Raw genomic sequence first — 17249 nt, forward strand, 5'->3', positions numbered from 1 at the left:
CGCCCCTCGGTGAACCGGGCGTCGAGGCACGTACGGGCCGACTTCGACCGCACGCCCTCGCCCCACTGTCCGTCCCGCCCGTTACCTTCGGTGCATGGAAGGCTTCACGGACACCCCTGGCATCACGGACACCCCCGGCTACGACGACACCGCCACCGAGCGCTGGGCCGCCGAGCCCGACAAACGGCCCGGGCGCACCGCCTTCCAGCGGGACCGGGCGCGGGTCCTGCACTCCAGCGCCCTGCGCAGACTGGCCGGCAAGACCCAGGTCGTCACCCCCGGATCGCTCAGCCACGCCTGGGACGCCAGCCCCCGCACCCGGCTCACCCACTCCCTGGAGTGCGCCCAGGTCGGGCGCGAACTCGGCGCCGCGCTCGGCTGCGACCCCGATCTCGTCGAGGCCGCCTGCCTCGCCCACGACATGGGCCACCCGCCCTTCGGGCACAACGGAGAGGTCGCGCTCAACGACTTCGCCAAGGACTGCGGCGGCTTCGAGGGCAACGCCCAGTCCCTTCGGCTGCTCACCCGGATCGAGCCGAAGCGGTTCATCGCCGACTCCGCCACCGGCCGCCCCGTCAGCGTCGGCCTCAACCTCACCCGCGCCGCGCTCGACGCCGCCACCAAGTACCCCTGGCCGCGCGGCGGACACCCCGACGACCCCGACTCGCCGAAGTTCGGCGTGTACGAGGACGACGTGCCCGTCTTCGCCTGGGCCCGGGAGGGCGCCCCCGCGCACCGCAAGTGCTTCGAGGCGCAGGTCATGGACTGGTCCGACGACGTGGCCTACTCGGTCCACGACTTCGAGGACGGCCTGCACGCCGGCCACATCGACCCGAACATGCTTTTCGCCGAGCCCGAGCGCGCCGACATCTGGGCCGTCGCCATCGGCCGGTACGTACCGCGTGACACCGATCCGCAGGAACTCGCCGACGCCCTCGACCGGCTCGTCGACCAGGACTGGTGGCCGCACGGCTACGACGGATCGGCCGTCGCCCAGGCCCGCCTCAAGGACGCCACCAGCCAGCTGATCGGCCGCTTCTGCCTCGCCGCCGAGGGCGCCACGCGCCGGACCTACGGCTCCGGCCGCCTCACCCGCTACGGAGCGGAGCTCGTCGTCCCCCGTGAGACCCGTAACGAATGCGCCGTTCTCAAGGCCGTCGCCGACCGGTACGTGATGCAGCGCGCCGAGCAGGAGGCGCTCCGCGCCGACCAGCGCATCATCCTCGCCGAGCTCGCCGAGGCGCTCACCCTCCGCGCCCCCGAAGGCCTCGACCCGCAGTTCCGGGCCTTCTTCGACGCGGCGGACGACGACCGGTCGCGCAAGCGGGTGATCGTCGACCAGATCGCCTCCCTCACCGACGCCTCCGCCCGCACCCTCCACGCCCGCCTCCGGCCCCGTCGCGCCTGAGGGGCCCGCCCTCTTTCGCCATCACGCTCCGTGCGGGACGCTCGGCGGAGCGCCCGAGGCGGTACGGCTCGCCGAACGCCCGGAGGCGTAGCGTAGAAGCGGACGCAACGAGGAGGCATCAAGTGGTCGACGCAGATCAGACCTTCGTCATCGTCGGCGGGGGACTGGCCGGGGCCAAGGCGGCGGAGACGCTCCGCTCCGAGGGATTCACCGGCCGCGTGATCCTCATCGGTGACGAGCGCGACCACCCCTACGAACGCCCACCCCTCTCCAAGGGCTATCTGACCGGCAAGGAGGCGCGGGAGAACGTCTTCGTGCACGAGCCCGCCTGGTACGCCCGCGCCGAGGTCGAGCTCCATCTCGGGCAGCCCGTCACCGTCGTCGACCGCGAGGCCCGCACCGTACGCCTCGGCGACGGCACCACCATCCGCTACGACCGGCTCCTGCTCGCCACCGGATCCGAGCCGCGCCGGCTCGACATCCCCGGCACCGGACTGGCCGGCGTGCACCATCTGCGCCGGCTCGCCCACGCCGACCGGCTGCGCCACGTCCTCGCCTCCCTGGGCCGGGACAACGGCCACCTGGTGATCGCGGGCGGCGGCTGGATCGGCCTGGAGGTCGCCGCCGCCGCCCGCGGGTACGGCGCCGAGGTCACCGTCGTCGAGTCCGAGCCCACCCCGCTCCACCAGGTCCTCGGCCCCGAGCTCGGCCAGCTCTTCGCCGACCTCCACACCGAGCACGGTGTCCGTTTCGTCTTCGGTGCCCGGCTCACCGAGATCGTCGGCCAGGACGGCATGGTCCTCGCCGTCCGCACCGACGACGGCGAGGAGCACCCCGCCCACGCCGTCCTCGCCGCGATCGGCGCCGCCCCGCGCACCGCCCTCGCCGAGGCCGCCGGGCTCAACCTGGTCGACCGCGCCCACGGCGGCGGCGTCGCCGTCGACGAGTCGCTGCGCACCTCCGACCCCGACATCTTCGCGGCCGGGGACGTCGCTGCCGCCGCTCACCCGCTCCTGCACACCCGGCTCCGCGTCGAGCACTGGGCGAACGCCCTCAACGGCGGCCCGGCCGCCGCCCGCGCCATGCTCGGGCAGCGGGTCTCCTACGACCGGGTCCCGTACTTCTTCTCCGACCAGTACGACCTGGGCATGGAGTACTCGGGCTGGGCCCCGCCCGGCTCGTACGACCAGGTCGTGCTGCGCGGCGACGTCGGCAAGCGGCAGTTCATCGCGTTCTGGCTCAAGGACCGCAAGGTGCTCGCGGGGATGAACGTGAATGTGTGGGACGTCACAGAGACGATCCAGCGGCTCATCCGCGCCCAGTCCCCGGTGGACACCGACGCCCTCGGTGATCCCTCCGTCGCGCTGGAGAGCCTGATCTGACGTCGTCGGCGCAGCCGGCGGCGTTCTCCTGGGGGAGGAGACGCCTGCCCGCCCGTAGAATTCATGCGTGGCAGGCAGGATCAACGATGACGACGTGAAGGCGGTACGGGACGCGGTCCCGATCGACGCCGTCGTGTCCGAGTACCTCCAGCTCCGCAACGCCGGCGGTGGCAACCTCAAGGGCCTCTGCCCCTTCCACGACGAGAAGTCGCCCTCCTTCCAGGTCAGCCCGAGCAAGGGCCTGTTCCACTGCTTCGGCTGCCAGGAGGGCGGCGACACCATCGCCTTCGTGATGAAGATCGACCACCTCTCCTTCTCGGAGACGGTCGAGCGCCTCGCCGCCAAGGCGGGCATCACCCTGCGGTACGAAGAAGGCGGCTACAACCCCGGTCACCAGCGGGGCGAGCGCATCCGCCTGGTCGAGGCGCACAAGGCCGCCGCCCAGTACTACATCGACCAACTCGACTCGCCCGAGGCCGAGATCGGCCGGAAGTTCCTCGCCGAGCGCGGCTTCGACCAGGCCGCCGCCGCGCATTTCGGTGTCGGGTACTCGCCCGCCGGCTGGGACCACCTCACCCGCTTCCTGCGCGGCAAGGGCTTCTCCGACAAGGAGCTCATCCTCTCCGGGCTCTCCCAGGACGGCCGCCGCGGCCCCATCGACCGCTTCCGCGGCCGGCTCATGTGGCCGATCCGGGACGTCGGCGGTGACGTCGTCGGCTTCGGTGCGCGCAAGCTCCGCGAGGACGACAACGGGCCCAAGTACCTCAACACGCCCGAGACCCCGATCTACAAGAAGTCCCAGGTGCTCTACGGCATCGACCTGGCGAAGAAGGACATCGCCAAGGTCAGCCGGGCCGTCGTCGTCGAGGGCTACACCGACGTCATGGCCTGCCACCTCGCCGGCGTCACCACCGCCATCGCCACCTGCGGCACCGCCTTCGGCGGCGATCACATCAAGATCCTCCGCCGGCTCCTGATGGACAACGGCTCGGCGCGCGTGATCTTCACCTTCGACGGTGACGCGGCCGGCCAGAAGGCCGCGCTGCGCGCCTTCGAGGACGACCAGAAGTTCGCCGCCGAGACCTACATCGCGATCGCCCCCGACGGCATGGACCCCTGCGAGCTGCGGCTCGCCAAGGGCGACCAGGCCGTCGCCGAGCTGGTGGAGCCGCGCACCCCGCTCTTCGAGTTCGCCCTGCGCCAGATCGTGAAGCGGTACGACCTGGAGACCCCGGCGGGCCGGGCCGCCGCCCTCGACGAGGCCGCGCCGATCGTCGCCCGGATCAAGAACATCGCCTCCCAGCACGAGGTCGCCGTCCAGCTCGCGGGCATGCTCGGCATCCTCGACACCCAGTTCGTCGTCAAGCGCGTCGGTCAGATCGCCCGCTGGCAGCGCGACCGGGGCGGCAGGGGCGCACCGGCCCCGCAGCATGGAGGTGCCTCCCCTGCCCGAAGGGGTATGGGGGACTACCCGACCCAGGCACCCGTCGCGACCGGCGGACCGGCGCTCAATCTGCGCAGCCCCGCGCACCGCACCGAGCGCGAACTGCTCAAGCTGGCCCTTCAGCGCCCCGAACTGGTCTCGCCGGCCTTCGACGCGTACGGCGCCGACGAGTTCACCGCCCCGCCCTACGCGGCCGTCCGCCAGTGCGTCCAGGACGCGGGCGGTGCCACCGGCGCCCCCGCCGACTATCTGTCCGCCGTCCGCGAGGCGGCCCCCGACGACACGGTCCGCGCGCTCGTCACCGAACTCGCCGTCGAGACGATCTTCGCCAAGGTCGTCGACGAGATCTACGCGGGCGCCCAGCTCGTCTCGGTCCGCCTGCGGGCCGTCGACCGCCGTATCCGCGACATCCAGGGCAGCCTGGCCCGCCTCGGCGCCCACGGCGACCCCGCCCAACTGGCCGCCGTACAGAACGAGTTGTGGGTTCTGACGCAGTACGCCCAGTCGCTGCGCACCAACGGCGCCGACGCACTCTGACGTTCGGTCACCTCGCGAACTCAAAAAGTCACCGCACGCCCCTCGTGGCGGTGATGTGTCGTACCCCACACTGGGGAGCGGTGCCTGAGCCCCCGGAGCACCGGCAGCGATCACCCTGGAGGTCGCCCCCGTGCAGACCCAGACCCTGTCCCCGACGGAAGTCGTTCCCGGGCAACGCCCGGCCGTCCAGCACCCGGAGGCGCCGGCCTCCGCGGAGCCGGGCGAGGCCGCCGATCCGCCCGAGCCCGTCGAGCCCACCGAGTTCGTGGACGACACGCCCGAACCGGAGCCGGTACCGCGCCGCGTCGACCTCGGCGGGAACGGGCCCTCCTCCGACCTCTTCCGCCAGTACCTGCGCGAGATAGGCCGCATCCCGCTGCTCACCGCCGCCGAGGAGGTCGAGCTCGCCCGCCGCGTCGAGGCCGGGCTCTTCGCCGAGGCGAAGCTGGCAGGCACCCCCGACCTCGACTCCCGGCTCGCGCTCGACCTGGACCGGCTCGTCGTCCTCGGCCGGATGGCCAAGCGCCGGCTCATAGAGGCCAACCTGCGGCTCGTCGTATCGGTCGCCAAACGGTACGTCGGACGCGGGCTGACCATGCTCGACCTGGTCCAGGAGGGGAACCTCGGCCTGATCCGCGCCGTGGAGAAGTTCGACTACGCCCGGGGCTACAAGTTCTCGACGTACGCGACCTGGTGGATCCGCCAGGCCATGTCCCGGGCCCTCGCCGACCAGGCCCGGACCATCCGCGTCCCCGTCCACGTCGTCGAACTGATCAACCGGGTGATCCGGGTCCAGCGCCGCATGCTCCAGGAGCGCGGCTACGAACCCACCCCGGAGGAGGTCGCCGCCCAGCTCGACCTGGCTCCCGAGCGGGTCGGCGAAGTCCTGCGCCTCGCCCAGGAGCCGGTCTCCCTGCACGCCCCCGTCGGCGAGGAGGACGACGTCGCCCTCGGCGACCTCATCGAGGACGGCGACGCCACGAGCCCGGTGGAATCGGCGGCGTTCCTGCTGCTGCGCGAGCACCTGGAGGCCGTCCTCTCCACCCTCGGCGAGCGCGAACGCAAGGTGGTCCAGCTCCGCTACGGCCTGGACGACGGCCGGCCCCGCACCCTGGAGGAGATCGGCCGCCTCTTCGGCGTGACGCGCGAACGCATCCGCCAGATCGAGTCGAAGACCCTCAGCAAACTGCGGGACCACGCCTTCGCCGACCAACTGCGCGGCTATCTCGACTAGACGGTCCGGGCGGGCGCGCCCGCGCCGCGTCCCGCGCGACACGGGCGCACCCGGTGATCAGTCGACCTCGGCGACCGCCTGCGCGAACTGAGCCGCGTACAGCCGGGCGTACGCGCCGCTCGCCGCCAGCAGCTCCTCGTGGGTGCCCTGTTCGACGATCGAGCCGTTCTCCATCACCAGGATCACGTCCGCGTCCCTGATGGTGGAGAGCCGGTGCGCGATCACGAACGACGTACGGCCGTGGGACAGACGGGCCATCGCCTTCTGGATGAGGACCTCGGTGCGGGTGTCGACCGAGCTGGTCGCCTCGTCGAGGACCAGGATCACCGGGTCGGACAGGAACGCCCGCGCGATGGTGATCAGCTGCTTCTCGCCCGCGCTGACGTTCCCGCCCTCGTCGTCGATGACCGTGTCGTAGCCGTCGGGCAGGGTCCGGATGAACCGGTCGGCGTGCGCGCCCCGCGCTGCCTCCTCGATCCGCTCCCGGGTGACCTCGCCGCGCGCCCCGTACGCGATGTTCTCGGCGATCGTCCCGCCGAACAGCCAGGTGTCCTGGAGGACCATGCCGATGCCCGACCTGAGGTCGTCGCGGGTCATGGCCGAGACGTCCACGCCGTCGATGGTGATGCGGCCGCCCGTCACCTCGTAGAACCGCATCAGCAGGTTCACCAGCGTCGTCTTGCCGGCGCCCGTAGGGCCGACGATCGCGACCGTCTGCCCCGGCTCCACCGTCAGCGACAGGTCCTCGATGAGCGGCTTGTCCGGCTCGTAGCGGAACGCCACCTCCTCCAGGGCGACCTTGCCCAGCGACTCGGACGGCCTCTCGCTCTTCGGCGCGTCCGGGGCCTGCTCCTCGGAGTCGAGGAGCTCGAAGATCCGCTCGGCCGAGGCGACGCCCGACTGCACCAGGTTCGCCATCGACGCGACCTGCGTCAGCGGCATCGAGAACTGGCGGGAGTACTGGATGAACGCCTGCACGTCACCGATGGAGAGCGTGCCGCTCGCCACCCGCAGCCCGCCGACCACGGCGACGAGCACATAGTTGATGTTCGAGATGAAGAACATCACCGGCTGCATGACACCGCTGTTGAACTGGGCCTTGAAGCCCGCCTCGTACAGCGCCTCGTTCTGCTCGCGGAAGTCCGCCGCCGACTCGTCCTGCCGCCCGAAGACCTTCACCAGCGCGTGCCCGGTGTACATCTCCTCCACATGGGCGTTGAGCGTGCCCGTGGACTTCCACTGCTGGACGAAGTGGGGCTGCGACCGCTTGCCGACCTTGGTCGCCACGACCACCGACACCGGCACGGTCACCAGCGCGACCAGCGCGAGGAGCGGCGAGATCCAGAACATCATGGCCAGCACACCGACGATGGTGAGCAGCGAGTTGATCAGCTGCCCCATCGACTGCTGGAGCGTCTGCGAGATGTTGTCGATGTCGTTGGTCGCCCGGCTCAGCACCTCACCGCGCTTGGCCTTGTCGAAGTACGACAGCGGCAGCCGTGCCAGCTTCGCCTGGACGTCCTCCCGCATCCGGTAGACCGTCCGGTTGATCACCTTGATCGACATCCGGGTCGACACCAGCATGAGGAGACCGGCAGCCACATAGATCGCCAGGACCCACAGCAGCACCTCGCCGACGGCCGAGAAGTCGATGCCCTGCCCGGGGGTGAAGTCGACCCCGGACAGCATGTCGGCCATCCCGTCGTCGCCCTGGGCCCGCAGGCCCTCGATCGCCTGCGCCTTCGTCGTGCCCTCGGGCATCTGCCGCCCGACCACACCCGCGAAGACCAGGTCGGTCGCCTTGCCGAGGATCTTCGGCCCGACCACCGAGGCCGCCACGCTGAGCACACAGGCGATCAGCATCAGCCAGAGCGCGCCCCGCTCGGGCGCCAGCTGCTTCATCAGCCGCTTGCCGGAGCCCTTGAAGTCCATCGACCGCTGGTCGGGGCCGCCACCGGCCATCATGCGTCCGCCAGGACCGGCCATCAGGCTGCCTCCGCCTCGGTCAGCTGGGAGAGCACGATCTCCCGGTACGTCTCGTTGTCCGCCATCAGCTCGTGATGGCGCCCGGTGCCCACGACCCGGCCCTCGTCGAGGACCACGATCCGGTCGGCGTCCCGGATGGTCGACACCCGCTGGGCGACGATCACGACGGTCGAATCCGCCGTCTCCGCCTTCAACGCCTCCCGCAGCAGCGCGTCGGTCCGGTAGTCCAGCGCGGAGAACGAGTCGTCGAAGAGGTAGATCTCCGGCCGCTGCACCAGGGTCCTGGCGATCGCGAGCCGCTGCCGCTGCCCGCCGGAGACGTTCGTGCCGCCCTGCGCGATCGGGGCGTCCAGGCCGTGCTCCAGCTTCTTCACGAAGTCGGCCGCCTGCGCGACCTCCAGCGCGTGCCACAGCTCGTCTTCGGTCGCGCCGGGATTTCCGTACCGCAGATTCGTCGCGACCGTGCCGGAGAAGAGGTACGGCTTCTGCGGGACGAGCCCGACCGTGCGCGCCATCAGCGCGCGCTCCAGCTTCCGTACGTCCACCCCGTCGACGAGCACCTCGCCGCCGGTCACGTCGAACAGCCGCGGCACCAGGCCGAGGAGCGTCGACTTTCCGCTGCCCGTCGAACCGATGATCGCCGTCGTCTCGCCCGGCCGCGCCACCAGCTCCACGTCCCGCAGGACCGATTCCTCGGCGCCCGGGTAACGGAACTCCGCGCTCCGTACCTCCAGGTGACCGCGCCGCCCCAGCTCGCGCACGGGCTCGGCCGGCGGCACGACGCTGCTCTCCGTGGCGAGGACCTCCTCGATGCGCTCGGCACACACCTCGGCCCGCGGCACCATCATGAACATGAAGGTGGCCATCATCACGGCCATCACGATCTGCATCAGATAGGCGAGGAACGCTGTCAGCGCGCCGATCTCCATCCCGCCGCTGTCGATGCGGTGTGCTCCGAACCAGACCACCGCGACGCTGGAGACGTTCACGACCGTCATCACCGTCGGGAACATCAGCGCCATCAGGCGGCCGGTCGCCATCGACACGTCGGTCAGCTCGGTGTTCGAGACCTTGAACCGCTCGCGCTCGTAGTCGTCCTTCACGAACGCGCGGATCACGCGGTTGCCGGTGATCTGCTCGCGCAGCACCCGGTTCACGGTGTCGAGCCGCTCCTGCATGGTCCGGAACAGCGGGCGCATCCGCTTCACGATCAGCGCGACCGAGACACCGAGGACCGGCACGACCGCGAGCAGCACCGCCGACAGCGGCACGTCCTGCCCGAGCGCCATGACGATGCCGCCGACGCACATGATCGGCGCGGAGACCATCAGCGTGAAGGCCATCAGGACCAGCATCTGGACCTGCTGGACGTCATTGGTGGTACGGGTGATCAGCGACGGCGCGCCGAACTGTCCCACCTCACGGGCGGAGAAGGACTGCACCCGCTCGAAGACCGCGGCGCGGACGTCCCGGCCGAGGGCGGAGGCGGTGCGCGCCCCGTAGTACACCGCGCCGATGTTGCAGACGACCTGCACCACCGAGACGGCGATCATCACGGCGCCGAACAGCAGGATGTAGCCGGTGTCACCGTTCACGACACCGTTGTCGATGATGTCCGCGTTCAGGCTCGGCAGGTAGAGGGACGCGCAGGTCTGCAGGAACTGCAGCAGGACCAGCACTCCGATGGGTTTTCTGTACGGTCGAAGGTGGGTTCGGAGAAGTCGTAGGAGCACGGGTTCTACTATCGCCCGCGCTCCCAGGACGTTACGAGCCAGTTTTGTCGAGTCTTGAACGGACTCCGCTACCAGCCGAATCCACCGCCGCTACGAGCCGAACGCGCCCGGGTGCGTCTGCTCCCGCGTGGCCACGTACTGCTGCCGTACCGCCTGACCGACCGCCAGCTCCTCACCCGGCTCGAAGACCTGCGCGGCGGCGCCCTGCCAGGCCGGGGGAGCGGCCGGCGACAGCGTCCCGCGCGCGACCCCGAGCGCCCACGCGGCCTGCCGGGCGGCGCCGCGCGCCGCGTAGTCCGCGGGCTGCGGGACGACGACCTGCGCGCCGAAGATCGCGGGCGCGACGGCCTGGACGGCCGGCAGCCCGGCCGCGGCGCCCAGCAGGAACACCCGGCGCACCTCCACACCGCGTCCGCGCAGCACGTCCATGGCGTCGGTGAGCGAGCAGAGCATGCCCTCGAACGCGGCCCGCGCGAGGTGCTCGGGCTTCATCGACTCGCGGCGCAGCCCGCTGAGCGTGCCGGCGGTGTGCGGCAGCTGCGGGGTGCGCTCGCCCTCCAGGTACGGCAGCAGGACGAGTCCGGAGGCGCCGGGCGTCGACTTGAGCGCCAGCGCGGACAGCTCTTCCAGGTTCTCCACGCCGAGCATCTCGGCGGTGCCGCGGAGCGCCCGTACCGCGTTGGAGGTGTGCACGACGGGCAGGTGCATCCCGGTCGCGTCGGCGAAGGAGGTGATCAGGCCCTGGGGGTCGGCGAGCGCCTCGTGGTGTACGGCCATCACGGAGCCCGAGGCGCCGAGGGAGACGACCGCGTCGCCGGGGCCGAGGCCCAGCCCGAACGCGGCGGCCATCGTCTCGCCCGTACCGGCGGAGATCAGCAGCCCTTCGGGGGTGGTCCCGGCGGCGTCGGCCGGGCCGAGGACCTCGGGGAGCACGGCTTGGTGGCCGAGGGCCAGCTCGACCAGGTCGGGGCGGTAGGCCCCGGAGCCGGCCGACCAGTAGCCGGTGGCCGAGGCGGCGCCGCGGTCGGTGGTGCGGCGCACGGGCCGGCCGAGGAGCTGCCAGACCAGCCAGTCGTGCGGCTGGAGGAGCATCGCGACGCGCTGGGCGTTCTCCGGCTCGGAGCGGGCCAGCCAGCGGAGCTTGGCGACGGGCTGTCCGGCCTGCGGCACGGAGCCGACGGCCTCGGCCCAGGCCTGCCGCCCGCCGAACGCCTCGACCAGGTCCGCGGCGGCCACCTGCGCCCGCTTGTCGTTGCCGACCATCGCGGGCCGCACGAGAGCGCCCTGCGGGTCGAGCGGTACGAGGCCGTGCTGCTGGGCGGAGACGCCGATGGCCTGCACCCCTTCGAGCAGCCCGCCGCCGGCGGCCTCGCCGAGCGAGAGCAGCCAGGCCTGCGGGTCGACATCGGTGGCCTTGGGCTCACCCGGGTGCGGGGCGTACCCCTGACGCAGTACGGCACCCGTGTCCGCGTCGCAGACGACGATGCGTGTGAACTCGGCAGAGCTGTCCAAGCCGGCGACTATCCCCATGGAGGAGATTCTGCCGCACTCGGGGGAGTACGGGGAGCGTCGGCGGGGTAGGAGACGCGTTTTCGGGCCCATGCCCGCCCCCCCCGGCGGCCGGCGAGTCGCCGGATCCGGCCACCGACCACCACCGTGCCCGGCGGTCGGCGGGCACCGGCCTCCGGTCAGGTGTTGCTCACACCCCAGTCGTCCTCGGTCACCTGGCCGTTGTGCTGGCGCAGCGCGTGGATCCGGTCGGTGACCGAGGCCGGCAGCTTGTCGCCGACCTTGTCGCTCACGACGTGGAACGCCTTGCCGGCGACCTGCCGCCCGGTCTGGGCCGCGGACTCGGCGGCGTTGCGCACCGCCGGGTTGTGCGAGAAGTCCCGCGCGGACTTCTTCATCTGCTCGTAGCGTTCGCGCCCGGAGCGTGTGCCGAGGACGTAACCGACGGCCAGCCCTACGACGAACGTCAGCTTGTACCGCACGGCGGCACCACCTTCCCTTGAGCTTCCCTGATGCTTCACTGGTGCCCACGAGCGCCCACGGCATACCGATTGGCGGAGCACCCCCCTGCTTGCGCTAATGTATGTGTCGCAGCGAGCGAGCGCCGCCCGGGAACGCCCGAGGTGGATCCGTTCGGTGCAACGCAGCAATCCCCTGTAGCTCAATTGGCAGAGCAGCCGGCTGTTAACCGGCAGGTTACTGGTTCGAGTCCAGTCGGGGGAGCGCGGTCCCCTGTAGCTCAATTGGCAGAGCATTCGGCTGTTAACCGGAGGGTTGCTGGTTCGAGTCCAGCCGGGGGAGCAAGCGAAAGAGGACCCTTCGGGGTCCTTTTTCTTATGTCCGGGAACCATGCGCCACGCTGCGCGGTCCTCATGGTCGAGCAGTGCGCTGCAGAGCCCGACCATCCGGAGCAGGAGATCGTATGAGCGGCTATGCTGCGGCAGACGGCGCGCACACATGTACGCGCCACACGTAAAGGGGCGGTAGCTCAGCCGGTTAGAGCAGCGGACTCATAATCCGTCGGCCGTGGGTTCGAGTCCCACCCGCCCCACCGTCGCATGGTGAAGCAGAATCGTTCTGACCAGGCACTTTCCCTGGTCGGGCGACTCTCACGGCGCTCGCGCACGGCCTTCGCTTCCGCGTTCCTCCAATGTTTGGACAGAGTGTTTGGACGCGAGTGGTCCGACACGCGCGAGTCACCCGGATGCCGCAGGGCCGCCCCCGTCCGGCCGCTTTGTGAGCCACCCCACAACATCCGGCGTCGTGCTCCGTGAGGGTACGAACCGGAGCAACGTGACGTTGTGCCGTTGATCGTCGGGGTTGGCATTGCTCAGGTTCTCGACCCGCAGGACGGTCAGTCGTTTCCCACCGCACCGCTCGCTGAGCCACTTCTCAGATTCCTTGGACACGGCTGTCGTCGAACTCGCCACGGGCACCGCTTTGGAGGTGCGTCGGGACACAGGGGGCTGGTGGCCGGGTGCCGTCTCGGCGACCCATGTGGCCTGGCAGGAGCTGGACGACCGCGGTGAGGGCCGTATCGCCGTGGCCCGGAGGGGTTCCCCCGAAGTGCGGTACGTCGAGGGAACCGGTCTCCCGGAGACGGGTGAGACCGTCGAGCTCCTCACCCACTACTCCTCCGCCGTGACCCACCCCGGCCGGTTCCCTCCTGGTTCGCGGCGGCACGCTCGACCGGGACGAGGGCCTCTACCTGGTGTCGCTCGACGGGAACGGCAAGCCGGTCGCCGAACTCGTCGCCTCGACCGGCCAGACGACGGCCGTGAAGTATCTCGGTACGAGGGTCCCGGGCACGATCACCTTCGATCGCATCGGCCAGGGCGTGGACCTGGGCTGGGACTTCTCCCGGGTCGACACCGACGTATGGCTGACACTCGTCCACGAGCGGACGGGGGAGCGATCGCGGCGGAAGATCTGGTCCACGGATCCGGCCGCCCCCGGGGAGGGCTACCGGGACGGACAGCGCATCGGCTGGCGTTGGAACGGCTCGAATCTCCTCAACCCACTGCAGGCCGCGTACAACGGTGCCTACACCTGGGAGATCACTGCGAGCCCGGACGACAGCATCGGGCCGGAGGTGAAGGTCACGGTGAACCGGGCCGCCGCGCCACACGACTACAACGACAACGGGACACCCGATGTCCTGCTGTTCAACGCCTACGGCCCCCTTCTGCGCGGCGACACCAATAGAACACCGTCCGGTGACGGAATCCGACGTGCTCTGGACTACCTCCCCCAGGTCGGACGCGGCTGGAACATCTACGACCGCGCCGAGTCGGTCGGGGACGTCGCCGGCACCCGCGTGGGCGACGTGGTCGGAAGGAGACCTCGTCACACGCGACAAGGACGGTGTCCTATGGCTGTACCTGGGCAAGGGCGACGGCACCTTCGCTCCCCGGGTGAGGATCGGCAGCGGCTGGAAAACGTCCGCACCTGGACGTGCAAGGCGTGTGGCGCGGTCCTCGACCGGGACATCAACGCGGCGGTCAACGTCGCCAAGGCCGCCGGACTGGCGGTGTCAGCCTGTGGAGCGCAGGTAGGACCGGGACGCGTCCCGGCGCAGCGCAGCGAAACAGGAACCCACCGAGACGGTCAGACGACCGTGGTAGGAATCCCCGCCCTTTAGGGCGGGGAGCGGAAGTCAATCACCGCGAGTCTCCTCCTCGCGTCCAGCATCGAGTTCCCATCCTGCCCAACGCTGATACCCAGTAGGGGGAGTTCCTCTCGCCGACTCTCTCCGGCTCCCGACACGCCTGACTGATCGTTTCGGAATGGGGTTCGAAGTCGTCTCAAGCAGATGATGCTGCATGCGAGTTGGAGGAGACCGAGGTGGAGGTCTGCGCGTATCCCGTAGCGGATGCGGAGACGTTTGAACTGGTGGAGCCAGGCGAACGTCCGCTCGACGAACCAGCGGGTCTTGCCCAGTCCTGAGCCGTGCGCAACACCTCGACGGGCGATCTTGGGTGTGATGCCGCGGGCCCGGAGGATGCGGCGGTACTTGTCGAAGTCGTAGCCGCGGTCGGCGAACACGCGTCGGGAGCGGCTACGGGGCCGGCCGACCAGCCCGCGGATGGTCGGGATCGCGTTCAGGAGTGGAATGAGCTGGGTGACGTCGTGCCGGTTTCCGCCGGTCAGCGAGACGGCGAGCGGTGTGCCGTGCCGGTCGACGATCAGATGGTGCTTGCTGCCCGGCCGTGCCCGGTCGACCGGCGAAGGTCCGGTGTGAGCCCACTGATCCGAGCTGTAGGCGGTTCAAAGTCGTTCGTGCAAGGGCTCGAGCCACTTCACGCCGGTGACGGATGTCTTGAATCCCCCCGGGCCTGCGAGGCCTCCTCAAAGAGCGGCACCGTCACCGGCGATTTCGTGGGGTGACGCGGACCCGGACTGATGCCTCGGTGGAGCAGGTGACGGGCCCGGGTCTGCAGGAGCGCGGCGGCGTGCGATGAGTCGCTCCTGGAGGAGGCGTCGGCGCGCTGCCGTTGGTTCCTGCGGGAAGCCACGGAGGCATCGGGTAGCCGTCGGACCAGAGGCGGCGGGCCGTGATCGGCTACACCACGACAAGGGACGTGACCCCCACGGAGGGGCGACACGCGATGCGGATCACCTCTCCTACGGTCGGCGCTCACACCACCAGTGGGCCAGATGGGCTCGTGACACCGTTTGGACGGCGCAACAAATACGCGCAGACGTACGACGGATTCACTTCCTCACACCACGTCACCCATGCAGACGATTTATCTGATTTTCAGTCTATTGCTTTGAAATATGCGGGAATGCTCTCACGTGACGCCCCATCACTACCTCCGGCAGGGGTAGATCTGCGTCCCCTGCCCGGGGTGAGCCTGCGAGTCGACACAGGCAGCAGGCCGGCGGCCCAGACCAGCGACAAGAAAGGTTCTGCCATGGCATTGGATGTCATCCGGTGGGCTCCACCCGTCTCTAGCCTGCAACGCAATCTGCTCAAACGGGGAGCCTTCGCCCTGCTCCCCGCATCGCTCCTGGTGGCCGCCCTGGTCCCGACCAACGCCTATGCCGCAGAATCCCCCGTGTTGCTGGGGACCACCGCCAGTTACGGGGTCCTGGCCGGTTCGACGGTCACCAACACGAACCCCACCGTCATCAACGGCGACCTGGGGCTCTATCCGGGCACAGACGTGACCGGCTTCCCGCCCGGCATCATCAACGGAGTGCGACGCGTATTCCCCAACGCCGCCGCCGGCCAGGCGAAGTCCGACCTCGTCGTCGCCTACGACGACGCGGCAGGCCGGGGACCCGGGACCATTCTCGATTCGGACGAGCTCGGCGGACGGACGCTGGCGCCCGGCGTCTACACGGCCCCGGCGGACCCGGCGTCCCTGAAACTCACCGGGACGCTCACCCTCGACGGCCAGAACGACCCCAACTCCGTCTTCATCTTCCGGACCCCCTCGACCTTGATCACGGCTTCGTCGAGTTCCGTGGAATTCATCAACGGAGCAAATGCCTGCAACGTGTTCTGGCAGGTGGGCAGCTCCGCCACCCTCGGCACGACCACCCAGTTCAAGGGCACCATCCTGGCCATGCAGTCCATCACGCTGAACAACAGCGCCGTGATCGAAGGTCGCGCCCTGGCGCGTGAGGCCGCGGTCACGATGGACAACAACACCATTACGAGGCCGACCTGCGCCGTCGGCCCGCCTGGACCTCCCGGACCGACTGGACCTCCCGGCCCGACGGGATCGCCTGGCCCGACCGGTGCACCCGGCCCCGACGGCAGCACCGGAGCGCCCGGCCCGACCGGTGCACCCGGACCCGACGGCAGCACCGGAGCACCTGGCCCGACCGGTGCACCCGGACCCGACGGCAGCACCGGAGCGCCTGGCCCGACCGGTGCACCCGGACCCGACGGCAGCACCGGAGCACCTGGCCCGACCGGTGCACCCGGACCCGACGGTGCACCCGGACCCACCGGCCCTGCCGGACCTGTCGGACCCACGGGGCCTGCTGGACCCGCCGGGCCCGCAAAGCCTGATCACGACCACGGCCACCACGAGGGCGACGAGGGCGGGCAGGGTCACGGTCACGACGAGGGCGGGCAGGGTCACGGTCACGACGAGGGCGAGCAGGGTCACGGTCACGACGACCACGACCAGGGCAAGCCCCCGTGGGGGGCCTACTTCCTGCCGGGCAGCCTTGAAGATGCTCTGGGCCACGCGCTTCCCCGCCATCCGGGACCGGCAGCATGGCTGCCTCCGCGGCTGCGCTGGTACTAAGTCCCCGCGTTCGCGGGTGGCGGCACATTGCACCCCAGCGTGCGTGGCGCTTCCAGATCCTCCTCATGGAATCCCGACCGAGCGGGGCGACGAGCACTCCTGGCCAATTTCAGAGATCGCCATCACCCCCGGCGGAGGGTTCATCCTCTACACCGCGGGCCCCAAGCGACCTCGGTCGGAGAACGTGCAGCTCCTCTTGGTGCAGGAGGTCGAGCCCGATAACCTGAGGGCAGACGTAGGGCCGACGAAACGGCCATGAGGCTCCGCCCCCGGCACGGGGGCGGAGCCTCTGCGTGTTGGAATGTGAATCCGTCGCGCGCGAGTCCAAAGCCGTTTGCTGAGCTGGCGCGACGCTCGGGCGGCCCGCCGAGTAGCCCCGGATGGGACAGGGTTCGGACGGCGTTTGGACACAAGGACAGGAAAGGACTGACAAGGGTAGGGAAGAGGGGGACAACTTCACCCTGCTTGACCAGGCAATACGTCAATCCTCGGCATCAAATACCAAGGGCCGCCAAGATCCCTAAGGACTCATAATCCGTCGGCCGTGGGTTCGAGTCCCACCCGCCCCACCGTCGCATGGTGAAGCAGAATCGTTCTGACCAGCCCATTCGCTGGTCGGACGATTCGCGTCCCGAAGGCGAGGGCTTCCGCCCACGCGTTTCCCCCAGTGCGGGGAAGGACCGGGACCGCGCGAGGCACGACACGCCCGAGTCACTCGGATGCCGCATCCCTGTCCACGCCCGACGCAG

Annotated in this window: 9 protein-coding genes, 3 tRNA genes and 2 pseudogenes; 9 read left to right on the forward strand and 5 right to left on the reverse strand. The window is 70.1% G+C overall.

The features are described from left to right. Positions 1-94: 94 nt before the first annotated feature. From ACZ3OF_RS06130 to ACZ3OF_RS06145, 4 genes and pseudogenes are all read left to right on the forward strand, one after another. The gene (locus tag ACZ3OF_RS06130; protein WP_467303117.1) at positions 95-1408 is read left to right on the forward strand and encodes a deoxyguanosinetriphosphate triphosphohydrolase; all 1314 of its coding nucleotides are present in this window, start codon (positions 95-97) and stop codon (positions 1406-1408) included. Positions 1409-1530: 122 nt separating this feature from the next. Beyond that, complete coding sequence (locus tag ACZ3OF_RS06135; protein ID WP_361680068.1) at positions 1531-2790, forward strand: NAD(P)/FAD-dependent oxidoreductase; 1260 nt, start codon at positions 1531-1533, stop codon at positions 2788-2790. Between the two features lie 67 nt (positions 2791-2857). Next, entirely contained in the window at positions 2858-4771 is a 1914-nt protein-coding gene (gene dnaG / locus ACZ3OF_RS06140) for a DNA primase (protein ID WP_361680070.1), read from the forward strand. A 91-nt stretch (positions 4772-4862) separates the two neighbouring features. Beyond that, positions 4863-6005, forward strand: a pseudogene (locus ACZ3OF_RS06145) (RNA polymerase sigma factor); the annotation flags it as partial. A gap of 57 nt (positions 6006-6062) precedes the next feature. Here ACZ3OF_RS06145 and ACZ3OF_RS06150 read toward each other — a convergent pair. The 4 genes from ACZ3OF_RS06150 to ACZ3OF_RS06165 form a co-directional block, all read right to left on the reverse strand. Further along, positions 6063-7991 carry an ABC transporter ATP-binding protein gene (locus ACZ3OF_RS06150; protein ID WP_361680073.1) on the reverse strand — a complete coding sequence of 643 codons (1929 nt, stop codon included), beginning with the start codon at positions 7989-7991 and terminating at the stop codon, positions 6063-6065. Next, on the reverse strand, positions 7991-9724 hold the full coding sequence (locus ACZ3OF_RS06155; RefSeq protein ID WP_361680076.1) for an ABC transporter ATP-binding protein: 1734 nt from the start codon (positions 9722-9724) through the stop codon (positions 7991-7993). The genes ACZ3OF_RS06150 and ACZ3OF_RS06155 overlap by 1 nt, the downstream gene beginning before the upstream one ends. 90 nt (positions 9725-9814) lie before the next feature. Next, complete coding sequence (locus ACZ3OF_RS06160; RefSeq protein WP_361680079.1) at positions 9815-11254, reverse strand: FGGY family carbohydrate kinase; 1440 nt, start codon at positions 11252-11254, stop codon at positions 9815-9817. A 158-nt stretch (positions 11255-11412) separates the two neighbouring features. Further along, entirely contained in the window at positions 11413-11715 is a 303-nt protein-coding gene (locus tag ACZ3OF_RS06165; RefSeq protein WP_361680082.1) for a YtxH domain-containing protein, read from the reverse strand. A gap of 168 nt (positions 11716-11883) precedes the next feature. Between ACZ3OF_RS06165 and ACZ3OF_RS06170 the strand changes: the two genes are divergently transcribed. From ACZ3OF_RS06170 to ACZ3OF_RS06185, 4 genes are all read left to right on the forward strand, one after another. Continuing rightward, positions 11884-11956, forward strand: a tRNA-Asn gene (locus ACZ3OF_RS06170). A gap of 5 nt (positions 11957-11961) precedes the next feature. Then, positions 11962-12034: transfer RNA gene (locus ACZ3OF_RS06175), tRNA-Asn, on the forward strand. 176 nt (positions 12035-12210) lie between these two features. After that, a tRNA-Ile gene (locus tag ACZ3OF_RS06180) sits at positions 12211-12284 on the forward strand. 660 nt (positions 12285-12944) lie between these two features. Further along, positions 12945-13874, forward strand: a complete 930-nt coding sequence (locus ACZ3OF_RS06185; protein ID WP_467303121.1) for a zinc ribbon domain-containing protein — start codon at positions 12945-12947, stop codon at positions 13872-13874. Positions 13875-14023: 149 nt separating this feature from the next. On the opposite strand, the pseudogene ACZ3OF_RS06190 reads toward ACZ3OF_RS06185, so the two are convergent. After that, positions 14024-14467, reverse strand: a pseudogene (locus ACZ3OF_RS06190) (IS5 family transposase); the annotation flags it as partial. Positions 14468-15150: 683 nt separating this feature from the next. On the opposite strand from ACZ3OF_RS06190, the gene ACZ3OF_RS06195 reads away from it, so the two are divergent. Next, positions 15151-16500, forward strand: coding sequence for an ice-binding family protein (locus tag ACZ3OF_RS06195; protein WP_467303123.1), 1350 nt, complete (start codon positions 15151-15153; stop codon positions 16498-16500). The last annotated feature ends 749 nt before the right edge of the window (positions 16501-17249 follow it).

It is taken from the genome of Streptomyces sp. NPDC022552 (assembly GCF_055561875.1).